Raw genomic sequence first — 24,772 nt, 5'->3', positions numbered from 1 at the left:
GATAGCCAAACTTAGATAAATTGCTTCTTATATACAATATATTTATACTTCCTATAAAAACAATCTATTGACTTTCTTGTAGCGAGCCCGCAGGCTGCTTAAATAAAAGGAATTACATTGTTCCAATTAGAATACGTACGAACTCACAATGTCGCTATACGTGAGCAGTGGATTTCTGCCAATATACGCTACCCGAAACTCGTACTCCTGAACTGGCTCCAAACCCGTGATCGTAACCCTCGATTTGGAACTCATCACTCGTTTCCATTCTTCACCATTTTTCTTGCGGTATTCAAACTGATAGACCAATACCGCACGCCAGTTGTTTACCCTAAGGTCAGCCACCCCCGATAAATTGGCGCTCACGGCTACCGAAAAGTTTTTCGGCTTGGGCGCAGCTTCGCCTTTAAGGGTAAAGGTCTTCGACGGATTGAAACCCGCAGACAAGATAATTGCCGGATCACCATTCGCTTTACGCTCTATGTATAGCGATAAGTGATAGACCACCGTCTTAAGAGAGGCAAGTGTTTGATTTTTGATCACCACTAACCGCTTATCTCTATAGGCTGCATCCGCTTGCGCCTTCTTAAATGCCGTCAATGCCTGCTGTAAGTCAGCCAAAGTCGGATCCATATCCGGAAAAGACGCCGCATTATCCGTCAATTTAACCACTATGTTTTCAACGAATTTCACATATTGTGCCTCTCCGCTGCTTGTTCCTGTTTGTAATGTTGTTTTTGCCATAATTACTGTTTTTAAAATTTATAACTAGTTGATCAACAAAACAAATATAGCATGGGCACCTCCCAAATAGGGGGTCAAATTGAGCCAAAAATAGCCTCCATCATCGATAATTTTGGCTCAATTTGATCCCCTATATAGCAAAAAAGGAGCAAAATATGCATTTCTGAATCATGGAAGCAGATTTGATCCGTTCAACAAAAAAACTTTTTGGTTTAACAAAACTTCTCTTTTGCTTAGAAAAAAGTACTTTTGGTCTTAAAAATAATAGTTTTGGTTTGACGAAAAGATCAAACGGCACAACAAGTGATTTGTATCATCGGAATAGCAAGGTCATGGTACAACAAATAAATCAAACTGTGATAAAAACAGATCGTTCGGTCTAGTAGATGATACGGATCGTTCAACAAATTCAAATTCTTACCTGTTTACGTTCCATCTTGTCTAATAAAAACACTTTCCCGTCCAAAAAACAAGTATTAATGCAGGTCAGCTCTCGTCATCCTCACCCTGCGCTTTAAAAAACTCCATTTCCTTTTTAAATATACTTGGACTCTGAAAAAAATATTTTTTAAATTCTCTGCTGAAATACTTTCTGTTGGGATAATTCAAAAGATTAGAAATCGCCTCAATAGACATTTCGCCCTCGTAAAGTAGATCACGGGCATGGTTTAATTTCAATCGCTGGATGTAATCAACAATTTTGATCGGCCTGTTTTCGAATGCACGGGTCAAGGTCCGGAGACTGACATTCAATCCTTCAGCAACCATCTCTTTGTTAATCGAATCCAATAGATTATCGTTGATATAAGCCAAAGCCTTATGGTATAACCCCAGCATTGAGCGCTCGCTTTGATCCGACTGTTTATCTAACTGCTTGCAATACTCCTCAAGCAGCCTACACACATGCAACAACAATTCCGCTTTGCCCCGAAATGGGAAATATATGGTTCGCTCAATACGTTTCCATACTTCGCGAAGACTATGGTTGATACTGATATCCGGTTCCCAATACCAGGTCGAATGATCAGCATCGGCACCAAAGACTAGCGAACCCAGCATCGGAAATTCTTTAAGTAGATCTGAAGTAAAATTCTTTTTATAACCGATCAGTATTATCCATTGCCGAGTAGGGCGAAGAATGAGAGGTATTTTGGAAACTTGGGAAGAAAATGAAATGCAACGGTTATCACTCAACGGTAGATTATGTGGCAAATAAATATCCGAGCTGCCCATAAATTGATATAATTGCCAGAGTGACACATGCTCGGTCATAAGATCCAAACGCTGCCCAGCCCCAGTGACAGACTGCTTTAACTCCAGCAATACAAATTCGTCAAGCTCAATATAGATGCCCTCAAAACCCTCTTCGCTACTGTAGTGATGCTGCAAAGGCAAAAATGACAACCTCGCCCCGCGAATAGGCTTATTCGCAGGCAATATCTCCTTCTTTAAATCGATATATACAGCTGTAAACATACAGGTCAGCTAGGGTTAGTGCTATAAATTTAACGAATTCCAGCGAATAATTCATAAAGAGCGGAAATCTCAGTTACCATTCCAAAGCAGTACAAACAAAGCCATTCTTCGTTTGTTACTACTAACGAATTGTGTTCGGTAATTTATCGTTAGGACAGGATAGTTAAGAACAGTAATACCGATATTTATTTGTAAAATTAGCCCTCAATTAAATCACTACTATGCGTGTTGGACTATTTATTCCCTGTTATATAGATGCCATTTACCCAAAAGTCGGTATTGCTACACTAGAATTATTAGAAAAGCTCGGTGTTGAGGTCATTGTTCCGCTAGATCAAACTTGTTGCGGACAACCGATGGGAAATGAGGGCGACCAGAAAAATGCAGCGGCTGCTGAGGCGCTGTTCTGTAAAAATTTCGAAGGCTTTGATTACATCGTTGGCCCCGCAGGCAGCTGCGTAAAGCATGTGCGCCAACATTTTGATGCCATTCCGCAGACTACCCAAGTACAACAGATTCGCAAAAATACCTTCGAACTTGTCGAGTTTTTAACAGATGTATTACAGGTCAGCGAATTTCCCTGGACATCCTTTAACCATAGCGTTGCCATACACAACAGTTGCTCCGCAATCCGCGGACTGCATATTCAATCCCGATCCGAATGGCAGGAACCTAGATTCAATAAAACCGAAGAACTTCTTCATAAGGTCTCCGGTGTAACTGTAAAGCATTTGGACCGACCAGATGAGTGCTGTGGCTTTGGTGGCACCTTCTGTGTGACCGATGAAGCGGTAAGTGTTAAAATGGGGCAAGATAAAGTCGCAGACTACGAAAGGCAGGAAGTTGCGTATGTGGTATCCCCTGATATGTCTTGCCTCATGCATCAGCAGGGCATCGCTGAAAGGGACAAATCGCCTTTAAAATTTGTACATATCGCCCAAGTATTGAACAACGGCCCTTACTAAGGCGGAGATACTTTTAATCGTATGAGCGCCCAAAGGAAACGAACATTGCATGAATAAATGAAATTTAAGCGAATGAAAATAAACGTTGAGAAAAATGCTGCCGCATTCATCCATATGGATGACGTGCATCAACCGACACACGATAAAAATCTTTGGAATGCACGCATGAAACGTGATCGTATGGCCGCCAGCATTCCCGAATGGGAACAGATGCGCGACCTCGCTTCACAGATCAAAGAACATGCGCTGACCCACCTTGATCAATATGTAGAACAGTTTGTCATGGCTGCCACAAAACGCGGCACAATAGTACACTTCGCCAAGACGGCTGAAGATCACAACCGCATCATTTATGAGATCCTCAAAAGCCACAATGCCACCAAAATCGTCAAAAGTAAGTCCATGTTACAGGAAGAATGTGAAATGGCCCCTTACCTGGAATCGCGGGGCATCGAACTTATCGAAACGGATCTCGGCGAACGCATCCAACAACTGTCGGGCGAAATGCCCAGCCATATTGTGATGCCTGCCATCCATAAAACGACGGACGATGTTGCCGAACTGTTTGCAAGAACCATCGGAACCGACCCCAACAATAAAGACCCTCAGGAGCTGACCGAAGCCATGCGCAATAATGCACGACCGAAGTTTTTGGAGGCTCATGCTGGGCTCACCGGAGCAAACTTTGCCGTGGCCGAAACCGGAGCATTTGTTGTCTGTACCAACGAAGGTAATGCAGATCTGACAGCAGCGATTCCTCCGCTACATATTGCCAGTATCGGAATCGAAAAGATCCTCCCGAAAACAGAGGATCTCGGACTGTTTATTCGCCTCTTATCCCGCAGCGCACTCGGCACACCGGCCACACAATATACCTCCCATTTTATGGGACCGCGCGAAAACGGAGCCGAGCTCCATATTGTCCTAACCGACAATGGCCGTTCTGAACGACTGGGTAAAGCGGAGTTTTGGTATTCGTTAAAATGTATCCGTTGTGGTGCCTGCATGAATACTTGTCCCGTATATCGAAGAAGCAGTGGCATTGCGTACGGAGCAACTTATTCCGGTCCCATCGGCATCATTATCGATCCAACGTTTGATGATAAAAAATACAGTGAACTACCTTTTCATTCGTCGCTGTGCGGCTCCTGCACAGAAGTGTGCCCTGTCCATATCAATATCGCCGAACAGATCACGCTATGGCGCCAGCACATGGTGCGTATCAAAGCGTCCAAACCCTCCCTACACTATGCATTTAACGTTGCAGGAAAATTGTTTGGTAGTCCAAAATGGTTTAGAAGAGCTGAAAAATTAGGCTATTACGGCCTTAAACTTGCACCAGATTGGCTGGTATACAATAAAACATTGAATGCCTGGGGCAAAAATAGACAAATGCCAGCCATCCAGAAGGAGACCTTCCGAGACTGGTATATCAAAAATAGAGTAAAATAACGACAGGTATACAAACGCATATATTATTGACCAATGAGCGACTTACACCAACTTTTGGGTGATATCAGAAAACATCTTCCCAAAGAAAAAATAGCTTATCCGCAAGTACCCACATTCACGAAAATAAAAGACAAAGCGGTCCTGAAACAGCAATTTATTGATGCGCTGGCGCTTGTTGGCGGGGTCTGCCATGACGTGAGCGACATTGCTGAATGCCAGCAGATCATGCGTGATAAATTGGGCGAAGTTGCGGTCATCTGTTCGGCTACTGCCGAATGGGAAGGGAATAAGACCATCACGGACATTGCTCACCCCAGAGATCTGGACGATGTCGACTTAGGCATCATCCGTGCCGAATTTGGCGTTGCTGAAATGGGCATGGTCTGGTTGACCGAAAACTCGTTAAAAATTAATTCTCTCGGATTTTTAAGCCAACATTTGGCCGTTTTGCTAGATCCCGATACCATCACCGAGAACATGCATACGGCATACCAGCAGATTGATTTCAATGCATCGGAATATGGCTGCTTTGTCATGGGCCCTTCGGCTACCGCAGACATTGGAGCAACACTGGTTCGCGGCGCCCAAGGCCCCAGAAGCCTAACACTGTTTTTCCTGAAAACGCCTGTTCCTGATCAATAAGGATCCGAAGCGAAGTAACTTCTGAAACGAAGCATCTGCTGATTTAAATGGCTTTTCTGGACAGCACATTCATCCGCCAAAATTCTTCAAAAGCGCTAAGCTGAAGATAATCCAAAATAAAATGGGCCGCCCAAAGTAGCGTGCCCATTTTATTAAACTTTATCCCGCGGGATAACTCCTTATTTGATATCACCGAGAATTTCTTGTATCGCCCGCTCCAATTGAGGATCCCTATTTTCCACCCGATCCTGAACTGTATTTTTCACGAGGATATCCGGTGCGACACCTGTCTGCTCCAAATCCTGACCATCCAGGGTATAACATCCCCAAGAAGGTAATCGGTAGAAAGATCCATCAACCAGTCCTTTACCGGAAGTAAAGATGATCCAGCGGTAAGTTTCATTGCCGATGACCTTACCAAGTTTTAGTGCTTTGAATCCTGCTGCAGTCATCTCCGCATCACTTAAAGACTGCTCATTGATCAACAGTACGATCGGCTTGGCAGCGGGTGCAAAATTACTTTGTGGCGCTCGTTTTCCACCACGATACTGCCACTGTAGGTAAGGGCGCTGCGACAAAAAGCGTAATACTTCATCGTGCACATTTCCTCCAGTATTATAGCGTAGGTCTAAGATAATTCCTTGTTTATTATTCTCCTGCTCAGCCATATCAATGAGAAAACGTTGCAATTCTCCGCCCGACATATTCTTCATATGCGAATAGGCTATCTTGTTGCCACTCAATTTGTCAACACGGCTGCGGTTATCCCTGATCCATTCATCATAAATCAATTCCCTAAAAGCCGTACTGGAAATAGGCCGCACATTGGTATGAACTTCTTTCCCATTGCGGTTTAGCGTCAGCTGCACTTCTTCTTCCAATGATGGCCAGGTAAAATAGCTGTCCCGATCTATCGTCGTGCTTAATTTAACACCATTGACAGCAACCAGTACATCACCCGTTTTAATATCCACCTCTTTCTTTGCTGCGGGGCCATTATTTATGATTCGGCTGATCTTATAAGGGTTTTCGCTATCATATTCCACTCCAATTTCATTCGTTACGAAGCCAAATGGTTTACGTTCTTCAGCTCCCATCGAACTAAAACCTAAATGTGATGAGTTGAGCTCTCCTAACATATCGTTCAGGAGAATACGCAGGTCATTACGATCATTGATTCCAGGCAGATATTTTTCGTATTTCTTTTTTGTTGCCGTCCAGTCTACACCATGAAAATTGCTGTCGTAGAAATTTTCCTCCAGATTGGCCCAGGTCTCATAAAACATCTGGTTAAACTCTTTCTCCAGATCTCTATTGAATTTAAAGCTCATGGTTATCGCATCAAGTTTATTCAGATCAAGGTTATATTTCTGAATGATACCTCGGTGCAAAACAAAGTACTTGCCTGCCGATTCCTGCACCTGTCCCATCCCGCCTTCGATTACTTTTTCAGTTTTTGGCGCTGTGAATGGTTCATAAACTGTACGATAAGCGCTGAACTTGCCTTCATGATCAGACGAATAGAAGACATACGACTTATCTGCTTTTTGGATTACCAAGGGGTTGTACTGTGTCCCAAATGCAGGACTGACCTGCTCGATACGATCCCGCAGCCCCTCTAGATCAAGCTGTACCAAGACCGTTTTCTTCGGCTCTGGACTAGGGGCTGCCGGCTTATTCTTCGCAGCATTGGCCTTACTTTTGTCCTTGGCGTCGTTTTCTTTTTTAGGCACTGTTGGTTTATTTGCTGCAGAATCTTTCTTTACTGCTGGCTGAGCAAATAATTCGTCAAACTTCGTACTACGATAAGGCTGGTCAAAATTGGTCATGGCCATACGAAAGATGCTCGAATTTTGCATTCCAGTAGGGTAGGAGGGTTTAGTTCTATTGCTCGCAAAATAGATATACTTCCCATCCGGGGACCAATAGGGGCTTGTCTCAGAGACGCCGGTATTTGTCAGGTTGGTCGTTTGTCCGCTCTTAAGGTTATGAACAAAGATATCCTGTTCAAAATTTCGAATTGCTGTAAACAACAGGTAGTTTCCATCAGGAGAAAATGAAGGTGATGAATTTTGAAATGCCCAGATTTCATCCTTGACGACGGTCTGGCTCTTTAAGCTTGTCAGGTCCAATGTGCGCACTTCGTCCCGACCGCTCAGGTAGACAGCCTTGGTTTTATCCGCATTGAATGTAATATCGCGGTTATTGCGTAGATCCTGCGTTAATTGCTTTACTTCCCCCTTGCCGTCTGCCGTACGGGAAAACCAGTTCTGATACCCTTGATAGGTTTGGCTATACAGCAAGGTTTTACTATCCTTGAGCCATTTGACTTCCATGACACGCTCCCCTTGGCCAGGCATCTGACGGACAAATTTACCTTCACTATCGGATACAAATAACTCTCCTCTGGATACAAACGCCATTTTTTTTCCGTCGGGCGAAACATCAAAATTGCTGACATTACCCGAAATATCGAATTCCTTCAGCTTGCCAAGGACCTGATTGCGGTTTAAAGCGATATTGGGCTGTACCGTTTTCTTTCCGGTAACATCGTAAATATAGAGCTGATACCCCTTTTCAAATGCAATTTTATCACCGTTCGCTGATACAAAAGGCCGTTTAATGGACTCCGGAAAGCTTGTTAATGCAATCTTGGCCTTACCGTTCAACTTGTACAGGTTGTATTCACCATTGTTTTCATCCGAAACATAATATATGTTTCCCTTTTGATCTGCTGTCGGCCAAAGATCTTTTCCGGAATAGTCTGTATATTGTTGAAAGGTTCTTGTCTTGGGATTATAGGAATGAATATCCGGGTTGAACGCACCTTTATAACGCTTACGATTTGCCGAACTATATCCTTCCCAGCTATCGTTAAACAGGAGCTCGCCCGAAGGTGTAGGCACGATACCGCTGATATAATTGAAAAAATGTGGTAATAAGCGTGTTGCCGTACCACCCTCCAAGGAGACTTGGTAGCCGCCCATGCGATTATAGCGCGTAGAAGTGAAATAGAGTGTTTTACTGTCCCAGCTCCAGCTGTCCACTTCATCCGAGGCATCATGCGCTGTCAATTGGCGGATATCTCCTCCAACCAATGGCATCACATAGATGTCCATATTCCCATTTTGATTGGCCGAGAATGCCATCCATTTGCCGTCCGGAGAGATCCGGGGATTGATTTCATTTCCCTCCATACCCGTAAGCCGGACAGCTACGCCGCCCTCGCTTGCTACTTTCCAAAGATCACCTTCATAACTGAATACCATCTCCTTCCCGTCGGGCGTCAATGTAGGATGAGACAAAAATGTGGGTTGCTGCGCAACGACATAAGCAGTTCCACCATAGGCCAGAACTGCACTCAAAAGCAGTTTTTTTATCATTATATCTAGGAGGCTAATAATTGTTCGCCATAAACAAAAATAGAATAGCTTATTGAAAAACTATCGCCGTATTGTGAATTTTACATTTTAATTGTATTTGAGCATGTTCTACCACATCTTCTTGAAACAACTTCGTATATTTAAAGTAAAAAGGTAATACGTGCTGACGGCCGACGGGTATACAGCGATAGACAAGTTTGAGTTATTCCCCAGCACATCAGACTAATAATAAGGAAGTTATTTTTATTTCCCCCAGTTTTAAGGATCAGTTTCCTGTAGGCCGGGCGATTAAATTTCTTTGTTGATCCTGTCGCGAAATGAAATACTTATCCGTAACTTTGCACGCTCAAATCAAATACTATGGACGCAACGATAACTCCCTCAGAAGAAGATCTTTACAATAAACGTAATCGGATACGGATTGCTGTATCATTATTCTTTTTTTGCCAGGGCATTGCTTTCGCATCCTGGGCTAGCCGTATTCCTGTCATCAAGGAACGCCTTCACCTAAGCGAAGGACAGCTGGGAACAATCTTACTGATGCTCCCTGTAGGGCAATTGGCAACAATGGCTCTTTCGGGCAAGCTGGTTACCAAATATGGCAGTGCCAAAGTGTTGCGGATCGTGCCCATTGCTTATGCATTGGTCTTGTGTGCTATCGCCTTTGCTCAAAATGCCTGGCAACTGGGTGCAGTTCTTTTTCTTTTCGGCGTAACGGGAAATATGTGCAATATATCGGTCAATACACAGGGCGTAGCCACTGAGCTGATCTATAAAAAGTCTATTATGACTTCTTTCCATGGCGCCTGGAGTATCGCTGGTTTTACTGGGGCGTTGGTCGGACTGCTCACCATGAACCTTGGCCTGGATACCCTATCGCACTTCTTGATCATATTGGTTTTTGTAACCGGCAATACATTAATTAACCAACGCTATCTGGTTCCGGGAAAATCTCCACAGAAAGAAAAACGAAGTTTCTTTTCCAAGCCGGAGGGAAGTCTTTTGCAACTGGGTATCATTGGCTTTTTCAGCATGGCAACCGAGGGTGCTATGTTTGACTGGAGTGGTGTATATTTTAAGGAAATCGTCCATGCCCCCGAAAAGTTTGTTGTGGTGGGCTATGCTTCTTTTATGATCATGATGGCTACCGGTCGTTTTGTGGGGGATGCAGTGATCCGGAAACTGGGCCGCAAACGAACGTTGCAATATAGCGGAATATTGATGTTTGTCGGTATGATGACCTCGGTCGTCTTTCCTCAATTTATCGTATGCACACTTGCCTTTATGCTTGTAGGCATCGGTGTTGCCTGTAACGTACCTTCTATCTATAGTATCGCAGGTCAAAATAAAAATGTATCATCTGGGGTGGCTTTGGCTATGGTTTCCAGTATTAGCTATCTCGGTTTTCTTATGGGCCCGCCACTGATCGGTTATATCGCAGAAGCTTTTAGCCTGCGTTATTCCTACGGTGTTTTCGCTTGCTTTGGCTTGCTCATGTTTGGTATGGTGGGAAGGCTATCTTTATTTAAGGAACCGCAGTCCAATTAATAGTCAAACTGGATATCTCCCGGCCAAAAGACAGCCTTAGAACTTGAAAATCCCTGACCTATTTCCGGAATTGCCGATACGGATTGCTGTCGCGAAAATGGACCAATTAGTGGTGTAGTTGCGCAAAATAGTAACATGCCTTAAAACAAAACAGGAGAACTGCTTTTTATAGCGATTTCTCCTGCAATGAAAAGCGATATCGGAATACTCTTCTCCTCTTGTAGCCCCGAGCAGAATCGAACTGCTATCAAATGTTTAGGAAACATCTATTCTATCCGTTGAACTACGGGGCCCTTTCAAAAGCCAAACTTAGGTTTATTTTATAAATAAGTCAATAGCTAGATGAAAATCTATTCCATATTTTTGCAAACCTCCACAATCAGGATATAAAAATGTATTCAGCCCTATTAAGATCAACCGCAAAACAAAAAGCCAAGACAATCATAGAAAATATGCCATCAATGCATTTCTAGCATAAAAAAGCCGCTCAGGCTGCCTGCTGACATGATAAAACGGAATGCCCAGCCAGGTCATTGAATCTGGAAGCTGGCGATCTGAGTTATGATCTATTGGACTATGCCGCAAGTTGACTGCGCCACAGTGCTATCAACTGGCAATACCGCCATATAAACACAAGCACAATATACCCAGACAGCGATCCATAACGATCCGCCATTGATACAAGGCATTAATTATCTGAACGGAAAAATTTAAGAAAAATTTAAAGAAAAAAAAATGTGGAGGGAGAAGGATTCGAACCTTCGAAGCCGAAGCAACGGATTTACAGTCCGTCCCATTTGACCGCTCTGGAACCCCTCCAGCATTGTGCTATTCTGAAATAGAACGTCGCAAAAGTAGGTTTTGCGCAGCATTTGTGCAACTATTTTGACCCATTAATCTGTAACTGTCCCAGTATGAATTGTTTTATTTTTTCAACACACCCCGATTCGGATAGAAATCCCTCAAACAGCTTATATTAATATAATAAAAACTTATTGTTACATTCTAGTCATAATAGATTTTGATGATAGTGTATTGGTAAAATCAATTCGCTTTTTGATCCGGGTTACCTTATCTTTGTGTCAATAAAAAAAGAAAGATATATTATGAGTTTCACAGGTAAAAGTTTTCCAAGCATTACAGTAGATGCAATTGATTATTTAGGCGACAATTTGCAGATCAACATTTTCGAAAAAGCAGTTAAAGAAGGTAAAAAAGTACTTTTGTTCTGGTATCCAAAAGATTTCACTTTTGTGTGTCCTACAGAATTACATGCTTTCCAAGAGGCTGCTGCTGAATTTGAAAAACGCAATACCGTTTTAATCGGTGCTTCTTGCGACACAAACGAAGTTCACTTTGCTTGGTTAAACACTGCAAAAGATAATGGCGGTATCGAAGGTGTTGAATATCCTATTTTAGCTGATACTAACCGCAACTTATCTAGCGTATTGGGTATCCTGGACGTTCAAGAAGTAGAACATCCTGAGTACGGTACATTAGCACAAGGATCTGCTGTTACTTACAGAGCTACTTATTTGATCGACGAAACTGGCCGCGTATTCCACGAGTCTGTAAACGACATGCCTTTGGGCCGTAACGTAAAAGAATATTTACGCCTGATCGACGCTTACGCTCACGTACAAAAATTTGGCGAAGTATGTCCTGCAAACTGGGAAGAAGGTAAAGATGCAATGAATGCAGATAGAAAAGGTGTGGCTGACTATTTAGCTAAACACTAACAATAAAGGACCTCAGGTCTTATCAACAGGGGCCTTTATCCCGGCTCCTGTTGATTTCTCCATCAATCACCTTAATAATAAAATCATGTTACAAGAATTAGAAAACGATAATTTACAAGAAATTGTAAACAATAACGATATTGTAATGGTTCAGTATGCTGCTACCTGGTGTGGCAATTGCAAAATCATGAAACCGAAATTCAAGAAATTGTCTGGCGAAAATGAGGGGGTTCCTTTTATCATCGCTGATGCGGAAAAATTTCCTGAATCACGCAAATTGGCGAATGTCAATAACCTACCTACATTTGCCGCATTTAAAAACGGTAAATTGGTGAATCAAGTACAAACAAATAAGTTGGACGCACTAGTAGAACTATTCAATGAAGCTGCCGGTAATTAAACATCTCACAGAATTCATCGAACAAAATGATGTCGACTATGTATTGGAGACCATCGAGACATTGGAAGCCCTAACGGAGGCGCCGTTGAAAGATGAGGAACTCGACGTCATCGGTGAATTAATTTCTAACCTTTACGGAGCCGTAGAGGTCGACAAGTTGATAAAAGAAGGCAATACAAAAAAAGATGCCTTAAATATGTTCATGAAACGTGTTTTAGGAGCAATTGACAAGTAATTTTGCTTCATTAAACACCCTAACGTGAGACTTTCTTTTCATATTTTTAGTGACCCAAAAGCTAAATTGTTGACAAAATTTAGCAATGTGGAAAACTAATTTAAGGAATCTGACAGAACTAAATATTTTCTACATATATTTACTATGTTAAAGGTTGCCACTTGGAGCGAAGCGACAAAATAACTATTCTCTAAACATTCGTTTCAGGAAAAAATATTTTAATTGTTAAACGGAAATTTCAACTCGATTGGGATTTCCGTTTTTTATTTTGGGATAAATAAGCGGCCAACTCCTTTGTTTTCTTTGCGTTTCGCATTCTTTACAATGAATAAGATACATTAAAATTACAATGTGCAAGATGCTGTGTTGGAGGAAATCTTTATCTTTAAGCATGCGAAAACCCTTTCTTTCTGTTATTATTCTATTGGCCAGTATCTTGTCAAAGTCAACTGTACAAGCACAAAATCCGCAATGGAATGCCGCCGAGATTAAGCTCAACCTGGAAAAACTGAATGTCTTAGGTTCTGTCCTGTACTTTGCAGCACATCCAGATGACGAAAATACCCGCCTGATCGCCTGGCTAGCGCAGGAAAAAAAATATAGAACAGGTTATTTATCCCTGACCCGTGGTGACGGAGGGCAAAATCTGATCGGTACTGAACAGGGGGTCGAATTGGGCCTGATCCGTACACAGGAGCTTCTTGCCGCACGAAAGATTGACAAAGGAGAGCAATTTTTCTCTTCCGCCTATGATTTTGGATTTTCCAAAACACCCGAAGAAACATTTGACTTTTGGGACAAGCAACGGGTGCTGGCCGAAGCGGTATGGTTGATCCGCAAATTCAGGCCTGATGTGATCATAACGCGGTTCCCGCCCGATGCTAGGGGCGGACATGGCCACCACCAGGCCTCCGCAATGTTGGCACACGAAGCATTTAAAGCTGCTGCTGATCCCAAACAGTTCCCTGAACAACTTCAATACGTAAAACCTTGGCAGGCGAAACGCCTCCTCTGGAATACCTTCAACTTTGGCGGACAGGACAATACGCGCGAAGATCAGCTCAAAGTGGACATCGGAAACTATAATGCGCTGATAGGTGCCTCTTATGGTGAAATTGCTGCGCATAGCCGTTCCTCCCATAAAAGCCAGGGCTTCGGATCTGCTGCGCAACGAGGTTCTTCTATTGAATATTTCGAATACGTTGACGGCAGCCCCGCAACAGATTCTCCGTTGGATGGCATTGATACTTCCTGGAAAAGGATACCAAATAGCGGAACAGTACAATCGCTGATCGAAAAAGTCAATCAGAACTATAAAGTAGATAAACCGGAGTCCGCGCTAACTGACCTGCTCCAGCTCTATAAAGCGCTCGACCAGATCAAGGATGATTACTGGAGAGATCAAAAGAAAAAAGAAGTAGAAAAACTGATCCTTGCCTGTAGCGGGATCTGGTTTGAAAGTGTCGTAAAAAATCCGAATTATGCGATGGGCGATCAGATCAATGTCGAAAACGCCGTTATTGCAAGACGTCCAGGCGTTACGGTGCAGCTGGTCAAACTAAATGATAAAGAGATCCATAAAAACCTGGTCAACAATCTTCTTTTAAAAGATTCTATTTCAGTAAATGCATCAATTTCTACACAGCCTTATTGGTTAAATGAACCACACGCTAAGGGGAAATTTAATGTCAGTGATTTTAATCTGACCGGTTATCCAGAAAACCCCAATAATCCAAAAGTACGCTTTGAATTAATGATCAATGGTACTGCAATTACGTTTGACCAGCATATCCAATATAAGTACACGGATCCTGTTCGTGGTGAAATCTATAATCCGGTCGTCATTCTGCCACAGCTCACAGCAAAGAGCTCAAGTCCGCTGGCGTTGACCCAAAATGCAAAATCCATCAAGGTAAATCTGGCGTTCCAAAAAAATGGGCAGGCTCGGTCACAGTCATTTCGCGTAAACGCTGTTGGCGCAAAAGGCTGGGAAATAAATCCGGCTTCATTTGAACTACAGTTTACCTCTGGTGTTAACAGCCTCTCCAAAGAGATCACAATAAGTCCCTTAGAGGCAACTGTTTCATCCATTGATACGCTTCTTTTCCAAGTTGATCAAAAGGATAGACTAAAGGAGACAAAAACAATAGGCTATAACCATATTCCGGAGATTGTCTACTTTCCTGATGTAGCTATAAAAATGAGCAATATCAACCTGATCAATGCGGTTAAAAAGATCGCTTACATCCATGGGGCGGGAGACCTTATTCCCGAATCGCTCAGCGCGATTGGCATCCAAGTGGACGTGCTGACAAGCGAACAGCTTTTAAAAAGTGATCTATCGAGCTATGATGCAGTCATCTTGGGCGTAAGGATCTTCAATGTCAATAAAGATATCGCTCAGATTCAAAATAGATTATTGGGCTATGTCAATAACGGCGGAACCGTTGTCGAGCAATACAACGTAAGCAACGGCTTGGTTTCCAAGAATATCGGCCCCTATGCGTTTAACCTTGGCAGAAATCGGGTTACCGACGAGCTGGCCACTGTTCATTTTGACGAAAAGGATCCCGTTTTCAATTATCCCAATAAAATTACTAAAGCGGACTTTGCCAATTGGGTACAGGAGCGGGGTTTGTATTTTGCCGAAAATATCGATAAAAGATACCGTACACCGATCAGCATGCAAGATCCGGGTGAATCATTGCATAAAGGCTCGTTATTGATCGCTGACTATGGAAAAGGGAAATTTGTCTATACATCCCTATCTTTTTTTAGACAATTACCTGCGGGAATTCCCGGAGCTTACAGATTATTTGTAAATTTGTTATCAAAATCAAAATAAAATATCACAATGGAAAATCAGATTGACAACAACTGCACAACGATTGATGCTGGAAAAGCAAAAGGAATCATCCTTTTAGTCGCTGTAGTATTTGGTGCATTAATTGGCTTCACTGCAAATGAGACATTTTTGAGTATCATTGGTGGTGCTGTTATTGGATTGATTATCGCTGCGTTTTTTAACAGTGTTATCTATCCTCAAAAGGCCTCAGATAGATAAACTATAGGATGAATAGCTGGAAGCGCTACTACTGGATGGTCGTTATCTGGCTATTTATATTTATCCTTTTTCTGTACTTTTTTACAAAACATTATTCATGAGTACAGTAGATTGGGCCGTTCTATTACTGACACTTTTGTCAATTGTCGCCTATGGCATTTATAAAAGTAGAGGGATCAAAAATATTGATGGCTATCTTTTAGGCAATCGTTCTTTGCCTTGGTACCATGTCGGACTTTCGGTAATGGCCACTCAGGCGAGTGCCATTACTTTTCTGTCTGCTCCTGGATTAGCTTACTCGTCGGGGATGAGTTTTGTACAGTTTTATTTTGGCCTCCCATTGGCCATGATCGTACTCTGCATTACTTTTATTCCGATATTTCATAGACTGAAAGTCTTCACAGCTTATGAATTTCTCGAGAAACGTTTTGATGTCAGGACCCGGGGGCTCACAGCCTTATTGTTTTTAATTCAACGGGGTATTTCCACTGGCATCACTATTTTTGCGCCATCATTAATTATTTCAGCTATTCTTCATATTGACCTGACCTTAACAACCTTGGTCATTGGAAGCTTTGTGGTTATCTACACTACCTATGGAGGCACAAAAGCTGTCTCCCATACACAACTGCTCCAAATGAGCATTATATTTGGGTCACTGCTGGTGGCAGGAATGCTTGTCATCCATCTGCTTCCAGCTGATATCGGTCTTTCAAAAGCACTCCATATCGCTGGTAAATCAGGTAAAACCAATGCACTGGACTTCACTTTCGACCTGAATAACAACTATACGCTATGGACTGGGCTGATCGGAGGTTTTTTCCTGCAGCTTTCTTATTTCGGCACGGACCAGAGCCAAGTAGGCCGTTACCTTACCGGATCATCCATAAAGGAAAGCAGAATGGGACTAATTATGAATGGTCTTTTAAAGATCCCCATGCAATTTGCTATCCTATTGATCGGTGTGCTGGTATTTACCTACTATCAATACCACCAACCTCCGATTTTCTTCAATCAGGTAGAAGTACAGAAGTTGAAAGATAGTCCGTATGCGGCCTCCTACCAGGAGCTTGAGCGCAAACATACGCAGCTATTCCAGCAGCGTGAATCTGTCGTCAACGGGCTCGGTACTGCGCTGGATCATGATGCTAAGGAAAACATCGAAGCCTCACAAACGACATTGCATCAATTGAATGCTGAAATGCAGCTGGTAAAAGACAGTACGCTGACGCTTATCAAGAAAAATAATCCTGCTGCCGAGACAAATGATAATAACTATATATTCCTTTCGTTTGTAACCCAAGCCTTTCCAAAAGGTTTGATCGGCTTATTGATTGCCGTTATTTTCCTGGCATCTATGGGTTCTACCGCCAGTGCTATTAACTCCTTGGCTTCGACGACAACGATCGATATCTACAAACGTTTTATTAACCGCAATGCAACCGAAAGGCAGGATCTCCTCTGGTCTCGTATATTTACCTTGATATGGGGAGTCTTCACCGTGATTATTGCACTATATGCGAATAGATTGGGCAATTTATTGGAAGCAGTAAATATCTTAGGATCTTTATTTTATGGCACTATCCTCGGTATATTTATCGTTGCTTTCTATCTGAAAAAAATTCAGGGGAAAGCAGTTTTCCTAGCAGCTGTCCTTTCTGAGGTCATTGTCATCGGCGTTTGGTGTCTCGACAAAATTCCATTTCTCTGGCTGAATCTCCTCGGCTGTTTAGCTGTAATAATAATCGCTTATTTTATACAGCTTTTTCATAACAATCAGACTGCAACACCGGATACCAGGGTTAATCAATAGTAAACAGTCCGAAAAGATTGGCTATTCCGTACGAGCTCAAATTAGGGCCTTGATTGCAAACGGAACTCAATTGGGGAAATCATTTCCTAAACCCCGTGAAGATTGAAATAAAGAGGCTGTATCATAATTGAAATTCATGATTGACCAGAATTAAATTTGGATGCATACTTTAAATTATCGAAATAGTATGAAAAAGGACCAAATTCTTAATACATTGGTCCTCTTTTGTTAAATCGAATGTCGTACAAAATTTTATTTGGTCTCAAATCGCCAAAACTGACTTTTGATACAGCCCCTTCCATGTTGTGCACACAGATGTCAATGTCTTATTTGGTAACATTTGTCGAAATTTGCTTGACGGCAATTAGTATTTTTTATAAATATTATACAATACACTCTTATCATACAGCGTCAGCTCAGGCGTTGTATCACGGACAATAAATTTCCGTTTAAATGCAACGATGGCGGCCTTAAGATTAGTGGTGTCGTATCCGATGATTTTAAGGGCATCAATGGCATTGAAATTATCTGGAGGGGCAACAAGTTGGCCTTCATCGTACCAGATACCAAATCCTTTTTCCGCAAGCTTTTTCCAAGGAAAGAAGACATTTGGATCGTTCTTACGCGAGGGTGCAATATCCGCATGACCGATAAAATTATTATCAGGTATCAGATACCGCGATTTTAGGGTATCTAAGACGGTCATCAATGAATTGATCTGGGCATCCGGAAAGGGTTCCCTGCCATTATTATCCAGCTCGATCCCGATAGAACAGGAGTTCATGTCCACGATAGATCCCCACTTAGCTACACCGGCATGCCATGAGCGGACATAATCGTTCAACATCTGGATAATCTCGCCATTACGGCCGATCACATAATGTGAGCTCACCTTGGTCCGTGGGATCTGAAATGTTTTTATGGTCTGACCGACACTATCTTGTGCCGTATGGTGGATGATTACAAAATTTGGTTTACGGACATCATAGTGAATGGCTTCTGCCTGTCTCCAATAGGGGTGTTCTCCTGTCTTCTGCAAGAAGATTACCTTTCTTTCCTGCGGTGTCAATTGATTTGTGTCGGGTTTGACCACGACCTTCTCCTCCAGCACAGCAGCAGGAGCAAAAGAAGCGACCAGTGGCTTGGACACAGCGGCATGTCCCTTGGACTTACAACTCGCCAAAGACATCAACAGAGCAAGTACGATCCCAATTGACACTTGTCTAAACATTATTTTGGTAAACTATATACAATTCCCATAGCCAATGACTGGCTCAACTGAACTCTTGAAATAACATCCGGATCATAGATCATAATCCCATTTAAATTAACGTTGATGACGCGGGTCACTTTGGCCGTTATGGTAACATCAAGACGATGGGTAGGATCTGAAATCTTTTCATAGTCTGCGAATAGATTATAACGTGCTTTTACATTCAACTTATCGGTAAAATTCTTGTCCAAGTTGCCCGTAAGCTGAAAAGCGAGTGCATTGGCAAAAGAGCGGTCCTCTTTGACACCAAATCTTTCGCCTGTACCTTTACGAAGATTACCTTCACCCTCGGGCTTGTTCATGTCAGGTAAAAGATAATAACCATATTTATCATAAAATCCCTGTACCGAACGTGGTTTTACACGCTCATCCAAAATAAAGGTCTGCCGTGCGGTACCTGTACCAAAACGCAAGGAAAACTCATTGCTTGGCTTGTACTCAAGACCGAAGGATTCGGTCAAATAGGCCGGGGCCATAAATGCATTTTCAATATAGTCTATTGTATCCCTACCATTTCTAGTCGTATATTTATACCCTGCATCAAATTGCGACTCGAAGGTAACCGATGTAAACAGCGCCCAATTTGCCGATAATTTATAAGATAGCTTGTTATCCCAAAATATCCGGTCATTATTCTTTTTAGCAATATTATTCGTATTCTTGATCTTACCGTAACGAAGGTCTACTTCGGTCACAAAATTAAAGTTGTCCCGCGTATAATCCGATTTATGATTGGCATTGAGGCCAACAGCAATAGATCCGACACCTCCTCCCTTCCAATTATCATTAAAAGATGCCTGGTTTAAATTGATTCCAAACTTGGTCCAATGTTTCCAATAGTCAACCTCAAGATTGAGCTTAGGCACAACAGGACGAATGGATTTGATATTTAACGGTTGCTCTTTTTGTACAGAAATTACGGTATCTGGTTTTGCTCTAAGATCTCTTAGCTCCTGTGCCTTTATACTTGTAAAAGAAAGGCAAAGCATAGCCATGCCGACAAAATTGAATAACTTCATTCTGGAAACGTCTATTTTTTGTTTACGGTACTAATTTATAATTAATTGTTGGAAAAGGCTCAATAAAAAATTGCGAAGGGTTCAATCGGTAGCGTGAATAGCAGTCTTTGATGTAATTTGTTACTTCGTAATCACTTGCCGCCAGAATGAAAAAATAGGATGGCCTAAATATTCTTCTAAATTTTTCGGCTTCCTCAAAACTGAGCCCCGTCACCTTACTGATGAGTTCCTTGGTAAATTTATAATCAATCACATTCTCCTTATAATCGTTTTCAATGGTTTTAGTCAACCGGCGTGCTCTTTTGGCCTCTTTGCTAAATAAACTATAAATAGAGTTTATACTCAGTCCCGCTCCGGTAGGTCCGACAGAAAAAACGTCTCCATATCCTGCCAGGCGATAGGCTTTCTCATAATCTTCTTTTGCTTTCTTCAGAATCTCCTCAGGGCTCTTTCGTGCGGACACCTGAACCTCATCAATATAGATTGATTCTCGCAATAAATGAAACAGCAATAATCCTTTTTTGTCAACGGAGAGGGTATCTGAGAAATAGCCTTTGCTCATCGCTACAATCTGATCGCCAATTCGGGCCGGAAAATCAAATTCGCCTTTAATACTATTATAGATTACTTCGCCTGTGCGGAGATTGGCGAGCTTCACATTTCCGATACGTTGCTTGGTGTTTTTGTCGAATACGATACCCTCAACTCTTTTTTCTTGGCAAAAAAGTAGCGGAATACTGCCGAGTATGGCCGAAAACAAAAAAATATACCTTAATAGCTTCACTTTCGTAAAACTACTATATCGCCATACAAAACTGAAATATTTAACATCTTTTAAAGCGTAACTATTTAGATATAACCAATAGCTGTCCTAAGGACAATGCTTCATCTGTAAGGCCATTTAAGGATTTGATTTGCTCCACAGAGACATTATAGAGTTTGCTCAGTGAATAAAGGGTTTCTTGTGCTTTCACCTCGTGAATACGCATCGCCACGGGGCTTTTGATTTCTTCGGTCTTGACCACGGCAGGAGGGGTCTCCTGAACATGCTGTACGATTTCCTCCTTCACAGTCTCTTCACGTACGACCTTCTCCTTCGGCGTCTCCCCACGGTCATATTGATCAAGATGATATCGTTCGATCATTTCTATCAATAAATCGGGATATCGCGGGTTGGTTGCATATCCTGCTGCCTTAAGCCCCTTGGCCCAGCCTTTGTAGTCATTCTTGTCCAACTTGAACAAGCCCGAATAGCGAGGACGTAGCAGGAATTCGGAATGATCTTTAAATGATTGTTCGGGGTTTTCGTATACCCTGAAGCAATCGTTGATATTATCATCAGGGCGTGTCACGGATTTACCCTTCCAAACGCCACCGCACTTGATACCAAAATGATTGTTTGCTTCACGTGCCAGGTAGCTATTCCCGTTACCAGACTCTAACAACGCCTGAGCAAGCTTAATACTGGCCGGAATACCATATTTGTTCATTTCTGCAATTGCGATATCTTTATATTGAGCAATGTAGTCATTTCCAGCCATGGAGGGTCGACCTATGGAAGAAGATGAAGAAGTTTTTGAATTGGAACCAGATTTAGCCGATGATAATGTGCCTCTTCGGCTTGAACATGATGTAATCAACATCATCAATGCAATCATGCCATAAAAAAACTTCTTCATGCAATACTGTCGTGCTTATTTTTTAGTAGACGAGAATTTATTTTGCTTGGAATCGTTATCAAATACATCAAGATGATATAGTTTGATCGTCCGAAGTACCTTCGCTGTCCAGTCTCTACTTGTAGAATATCCCGAACGAGCAATTGCCTTTACCCAAGCTTCATATTTTTCTCCTGGATGTTTTTCAAAAAGGCTTTGGGTAGTCTTTTTTCTTTTTACTATTCCTACAAAGTCACCATAAGAGTCTAATACAGACCGATAACCTTTGTAAGCTGACCGAATAACGGTACTGTTGTTTTTTCCTTTGACACCAAAATGGTTGTTCAAATTTTTTGCTATTCTGCTACGCCCATTTCCGCTTTCATGCATAGCGATGGCTAGAATAACCGATGCCGGAACGCCATGTTCCTCCATCATTTCTTTTGCTATTGGACTGTACTTATCGACATATGCCGCACTTTGAGCTGAAACTTTTGAAATTCCAAAAGTTGCCAAAGCCAGTAACAGTACAAAGCTTTTTAATTGTTTTAAATTCATGAAGAATGTTTTAGTTCACAAATTACTTCTTGCGCAACGCAAAAAGTCCGTCTCGAATCGGTAATATTACCTTTTCTACGCGCTTGTCCTGAGCTAAACGTGCATTCAAATCAATGATCTGCTTTGTTTGGTTGTCTGGTTTTGAATCTAACACCTTACCTTTCCATAAGACATTGTCAATCAAAATAAGTCCCCCAGACGGAACTTGATTTATTATTGTTTCGAAATAATATAAATTCCTCTTTTTATCAGCGTCAATAAATACCAGATCAAATGTTTCGTTCAATGTGGGTATAATCTCTGCTGCATCACCAATATGGTACCTGATTTTATCTGCGAATTCTGACGCATCAAAATACCCTTGGACTCTTTCCTGTTGCTCTTCATTGATATCAATGGTATGTAATATCCCATCCTGCTGAAGTCCTTCTGCGAGACATAATGTTGCATATCCCGTAAAAGTTCCGATCTCCAAAATACGTTTCGGAGCAACCAATTTACTCAATAAAGAAAGAACTCTTCCCTGGTAATGACCAGATAACATATGGGGCATTGTTTCCTTCAAATATGTCTCCCGATTTACCCTTTTCAGTAACGAATTTTCGTCGTCTGTAGTATGTTCCAAATAGGACTCTAAATCGTCGGCAACAATTTCCATAACCACAAAGGTACCAAAAAACATTTTTATGATAAAAATATTTTTTTATAAATACCTGATAAACAATAGTATATAATTATTTGTTTGTAAAGAGATTTTTTATTGACTTGCCTTAATCGCCCAAAAACGCACTATCCTCATTTTTTGAATTTTACGTTTATTTCTATATTTTATCAAAAAATAAGCCCTCGAGAAGACATGCTTCTCGAGGGCTTATTTTTATTATTTGGCGATAAAAATATTAAGCAAGATCGGCCGTGATCAGGCGTAAAAATTCCGATCGGGTCACATCATTTTGAAATGCTCCTGTAAATGCAGAAGTTGTTGTAACGGAATTTTGCTTTTGCACTCCACGCATGGCCATACACATGTGTTTGCACTCCATCACCACAGCGACTCCACGGGCGCCCAAGGTTTCCTGAATACAATCTCTAATCTCATTGGTAAGACGCTCCTGTACCTGCAAACGACGCGCAAAGATATCCACGACACGAGGAATTTTACTCAAGCCTACAATATGTCCGTTTGGAATATAAGCAATGTGTGCCTTGCCAAAGAACGGTAACATATGATGCTCACATAAGGAGTAGACCTCAATATCTTTTACAACCACCATCTGGCTATAATCTTCCTCAAACATGGCTCCTCTAAGCACTTCGGCAGCATCGATATCGTATCCATGTGTCAAAAACTGCAGTGCTTTAGCGACACGCTCAGGAGTTTTTACCAGACCTTCACGCTTAGGATCCTCTCCCAAACATTCCAATATATCTGTATAATGAGAAGCGATGCGATCTACTTTTTCAGTATTGTATTTGTCGATCTTAATATATCCATCCAACTCTTCGCTGTCAAATGAGTGTTGACTCATAGTTTCTACTATTTAAATGTATTAAAGATTAATCGCCAAAATATTCGACGTAGTTATTTTCGGTTTCATGCAAACGTACACTGTGCAATGCAACTCCTTCGTTCTCAAAAAGCGGTTTGAGGATCTTGAATATCTCAATAGCGATATTTTCTGTAGAAGCCATGACGTCTCTCATAAAATCAACATCCAAATTGAAATTACGATGATCCACTTTGTCAATAATGTTACGATTGATAATTTCTTTCATGATCTTTAAATCGATCAAAAAACCAGTTTCGGGATTTATTTCACCCTTTACCGTGACAAAAAGGTCATAATTGTGCCCATGCCAATTTGGATTAGAACAAAGTCCAAACACTTGTTCGTTTTGTTCGTTGGTCCAATCCTCACGATACAGCTTATGCGCTGCACAAAAACGTTCACGACGAGTTATAAATATCATAATAATACAAAGATACGGGTTTAGGGCCAATTTTAACATTCCTATTTTAGGAATGCCGTCAGAATATGGTAATATAATAAATGCGTAAGATCATCAGTCGATTTTTATTTCAACGTACCGAAGACTTGCGCGATAATTCGTATTTTTCGCAAGCTATAATCAAGAAGTTCATCATGAAGATATTAATCGTTTCAGCTACACAATTTGAAATCCAGCCTTTTCTGGAGCTTGCCGCAAACTATCCCAACTGTGATACGGTAATCACAGGAGTGGGCATGGTGGCTACAGCATTTGAACTAGGGAGGGTACTACACGAAAGCAAGTATGATCTCCTTATAAATATAGGTATTGCGGGTTGCTTTGACCGCAATCTGAAAATCGGCGAGGTTGTGCAGGTCATCTCAGAATCGTTCGTTGAATTGGGCGCAGAAGATGACCAGCAATTTATACCGATCGAACAGTTGGGCTATGGAAAATCCAAATTTACTTCTTCTTTGCTCCAAGGCCAGAATATGCAACTACCCTTTGTAGCCCAAGGGCATGGGATTACAGTAAATAAAGTTCATGGCAACGCAGATAGTATTGCAAAAATTAAACAGCTCAGTCCTAATAGTTGTATCGAAAGTATGGAAGGTGCTGCGGTTTTCTTTGCCGCGGATAAAATGGATATTCCCGTGATCGAGCTTCGTGGCATCTCCAATTACGTGGAAAAAAGAAACCGTGCCACGTGGAACATTCCCCTGGCAATAATGAATAGTAACAAGGCGCTTATAGAGACATTGGATTTCTTATCCGGCTTATTTTCAAAAATTTGATACAAAAGTCATTTACT

General features: G+C 41.7%; 23 protein-coding genes and 2 tRNA genes. 12 read left to right on the top strand and 13 right to left on the bottom strand.

Annotated features, from left to right (window positions below; all coding sequences use genetic code 11):
• Positions 1-126: 126 nt before the first annotated feature.
• A complete protein-coding gene (locus B4A24_RS05735) occupies positions 127-744 on the bottom strand; it encodes a fibronectin type III domain-containing protein (RefSeq protein ID WP_293943463.1) in 618 nt (205 codons plus the stop codon).
• Between the two features lie 170 nt (positions 745-914).
• Between B4A24_RS05735 and B4A24_RS05730 the strand changes: the two genes are divergently transcribed.
• Positions 915-1,127: a hypothetical protein gene (locus B4A24_RS05730; protein WP_293943461.1), complete on the top strand. Its 213-nt coding sequence runs from the start codon at positions 915-917 to the stop codon at positions 1,125-1,127.
• Between the two features lie 103 nt (positions 1,128-1,230).
• Here B4A24_RS05730 and B4A24_RS05725 read toward each other — a convergent pair whose 3' ends face one another.
• Positions 1,231-2,220, bottom strand: a complete 990-nt coding sequence (locus B4A24_RS05725) for a helix-turn-helix transcriptional regulator (protein WP_293943459.1) — start codon at positions 2,218-2,220, stop codon at positions 1,231-1,233.
• A 221-nt stretch (positions 2,221-2,441) separates the two neighbouring features.
• On the opposite strand from B4A24_RS05725, the gene B4A24_RS05720 reads away from it, so the two are divergent.
• The 3 genes from B4A24_RS05720 to B4A24_RS05710 all read left to right on the top strand — a co-directional run bounded on the left by B4A24_RS05720 (position 2,442) and on the right by B4A24_RS05710 (position 5,279).
• Positions 2,442-3,185: a (Fe-S)-binding protein gene (locus B4A24_RS05720; protein ID WP_293943457.1), complete on the top strand. Its 744-nt coding sequence runs from the start codon at positions 2,442-2,444 to the stop codon at positions 3,183-3,185.
• A 72-nt stretch (positions 3,186-3,257) separates the two neighbouring features.
• Positions 3,258-4,637 carry a lactate utilization protein B gene (locus B4A24_RS05715; protein WP_293943455.1) on the top strand — a complete coding sequence of 460 codons (1,380 nt, stop codon included), beginning with the start codon at positions 3,258-3,260 and terminating at the stop codon, positions 4,635-4,637.
• A 33-nt stretch (positions 4,638-4,670) separates the two neighbouring features.
• Complete coding sequence (locus B4A24_RS05710; RefSeq protein ID WP_293943453.1) at positions 4,671-5,279, top strand: LutC/YkgG family protein; 609 nt, start codon at positions 4,671-4,673, stop codon at positions 5,277-5,279.
• A 179-nt stretch (positions 5,280-5,458) separates the two neighbouring features.
• Here B4A24_RS05710 and B4A24_RS05705 read toward each other — a convergent pair whose 3' ends face one another.
• Positions 5,459-8,644: a S41 family peptidase gene (locus B4A24_RS05705; protein WP_293943451.1), complete on the bottom strand. Its 3,186-nt coding sequence runs from the start codon at positions 8,642-8,644 to the stop codon at positions 5,459-5,461.
• 378 nt (positions 8,645-9,022) lie between these two features.
• Here B4A24_RS05705 and B4A24_RS05700 point away from each other — a divergent pair, with 378 nt between their 5' ends.
• Positions 9,023-10,210, top strand: coding sequence for an MFS transporter (locus B4A24_RS05700; RefSeq protein WP_172392503.1), 1,188 nt, complete (start codon positions 9,023-9,025; stop codon positions 10,208-10,210).
• Between the two features lie 221 nt (positions 10,211-10,431).
• Here B4A24_RS05700 and B4A24_RS05695 read toward each other — a convergent pair.
• Both B4A24_RS05695 and B4A24_RS05690 read right to left on the bottom strand, forming a co-directional pair.
• A tRNA-Arg gene (locus B4A24_RS05695) sits at positions 10,432-10,503 on the bottom strand.
• A gap of 445 nt (positions 10,504-10,948) precedes the next feature.
• Positions 10,949-11,029, bottom strand: a tRNA-Tyr gene (locus B4A24_RS05690).
• 287 nt (positions 11,030-11,316) lie between these two features.
• Between B4A24_RS05690 and B4A24_RS05685 the strand changes: the two genes are divergently transcribed.
• The 6 genes from B4A24_RS05685 to B4A24_RS05660 all read left to right on the top strand — a co-directional run bounded on the left by B4A24_RS05685 (position 11,317) and on the right by B4A24_RS05660 (position 17,461).
• A complete protein-coding gene (locus tag B4A24_RS05685) occupies positions 11,317-11,949 on the top strand; it encodes a peroxiredoxin (RefSeq protein WP_104384792.1) in 633 nt (210 codons plus the stop codon).
• 85 nt (positions 11,950-12,034) lie between these two features.
• The gene (locus B4A24_RS05680; protein ID WP_172392504.1) at positions 12,035-12,349 is read left to right on the top strand and encodes a thioredoxin family protein; all 315 of its coding nucleotides are present in this window, start codon (positions 12,035-12,037) and stop codon (positions 12,347-12,349) included.
• Complete coding sequence (locus tag B4A24_RS05675; RefSeq protein WP_172392505.1) at positions 12,330-12,584, top strand: DUF6952 family protein; 255 nt, start codon at positions 12,330-12,332, stop codon at positions 12,582-12,584. Before B4A24_RS05680 ends, B4A24_RS05675 begins: the two co-directional genes overlap by 20 nt.
• 391 nt (positions 12,585-12,975) lie before the next feature.
• Positions 12,976-15,429 carry a PIG-L family deacetylase gene (locus B4A24_RS05670; protein ID WP_293943446.1) on the top strand — a complete coding sequence of 818 codons (2,454 nt, stop codon included), beginning with the start codon at positions 12,976-12,978 and terminating at the stop codon, positions 15,427-15,429.
• Positions 15,430-15,438: 9 nt separating this feature from the next.
• Positions 15,439-15,648 carry a hypothetical protein gene (locus tag B4A24_RS05665; RefSeq protein ID WP_077436917.1) on the top strand — a complete coding sequence of 70 codons (210 nt, stop codon included), beginning with the start codon at positions 15,439-15,441 and terminating at the stop codon, positions 15,646-15,648.
• A 97-nt stretch (positions 15,649-15,745) separates the two neighbouring features.
• Positions 15,746-17,461, top strand: coding sequence for a sodium:solute symporter (locus B4A24_RS05660; RefSeq protein ID WP_293943444.1), 1,716 nt, complete (start codon positions 15,746-15,748; stop codon positions 17,459-17,461).
• 364 nt (positions 17,462-17,825) lie between these two features.
• Here the strand turns inward: B4A24_RS05660 and B4A24_RS05655 are convergent, their stop codons facing one another.
• The 8 genes from B4A24_RS05655 to B4A24_RS05620 all read right to left on the bottom strand — a co-directional run bounded on the left by B4A24_RS05655 (position 17,826) and on the right by B4A24_RS05620 (position 23,940).
• Positions 17,826-18,692 (bottom strand): N-acetylmuramoyl-L-alanine amidase, encoded by an 867-nt coding sequence (locus tag B4A24_RS05655; RefSeq protein WP_293943442.1) that lies wholly within the window; start codon positions 18,690-18,692, stop codon positions 17,826-17,828.
• Positions 18,692-19,753 (bottom strand): DUF3078 domain-containing protein, encoded by a 1,062-nt coding sequence (locus B4A24_RS05650; RefSeq protein WP_293943440.1) that lies wholly within the window; start codon positions 19,751-19,753, stop codon positions 18,692-18,694. Before B4A24_RS05650 ends, B4A24_RS05655 begins: the two co-directional genes overlap by 1 nt.
• Before the next feature lie 22 nt (positions 19,754-19,775).
• Positions 19,776-20,537 (bottom strand): hypothetical protein, encoded by a 762-nt coding sequence (locus B4A24_RS05645; RefSeq protein WP_293943438.1) that lies wholly within the window; start codon positions 20,535-20,537, stop codon positions 19,776-19,778.
• A gap of 61 nt (positions 20,538-20,598) precedes the next feature.
• On the bottom strand, positions 20,599-21,432 hold the full coding sequence (locus tag B4A24_RS05640; RefSeq protein WP_293943436.1) for a glucosaminidase domain-containing protein: 834 nt from the start codon (positions 21,430-21,432) through the stop codon (positions 20,599-20,601).
• Positions 21,433-21,447: 15 nt separating this feature from the next.
• Positions 21,448-21,969, bottom strand: coding sequence for a glucosaminidase domain-containing protein (locus B4A24_RS05635; protein ID WP_293943434.1), 522 nt, complete (start codon positions 21,967-21,969; stop codon positions 21,448-21,450).
• Positions 21,970-21,991: 22 nt separating this feature from the next.
• A complete protein-coding gene (locus B4A24_RS05630; RefSeq protein ID WP_172392585.1) occupies positions 21,992-22,627 on the bottom strand; it encodes an O-methyltransferase in 636 nt (211 codons plus the stop codon).
• A gap of 241 nt (positions 22,628-22,868) precedes the next feature.
• Positions 22,869-23,498: a GTP cyclohydrolase I FolE gene (gene folE / locus B4A24_RS05625; protein ID WP_108635440.1), complete on the bottom strand. Its 630-nt coding sequence runs from the start codon at positions 23,496-23,498 to the stop codon at positions 22,869-22,871.
• A 28-nt stretch (positions 23,499-23,526) separates the two neighbouring features.
• Positions 23,527-23,940: a 6-pyruvoyl trahydropterin synthase family protein gene (locus tag B4A24_RS05620; protein ID WP_172392512.1), complete on the bottom strand. Its 414-nt coding sequence runs from the start codon at positions 23,938-23,940 to the stop codon at positions 23,527-23,529.
• A 173-nt stretch (positions 23,941-24,113) separates the two neighbouring features.
• Here B4A24_RS05620 and mqnB point away from each other — a divergent pair, with 173 nt between their 5' ends.
• On the top strand, positions 24,114-24,755 hold the full coding sequence (gene mqnB, locus B4A24_RS05615; RefSeq protein WP_293943431.1) for a futalosine hydrolase: 642 nt from the start codon (positions 24,114-24,116) through the stop codon (positions 24,753-24,755).
• The last annotated feature ends 17 nt before the right edge of the window (positions 24,756-24,772 follow it).

Source organism: Sphingobacterium sp. UBA7249, from assembly GCF_002472835.1.
GTDB lineage: Bacteria > Bacteroidota > Bacteroidia > Sphingobacteriales > Sphingobacteriaceae > Sphingobacterium > Sphingobacterium prati.
Note: the sequence above shows the minus strand (reverse complement) of the source record. Positions and strands in the feature narration are given on the sequence as shown.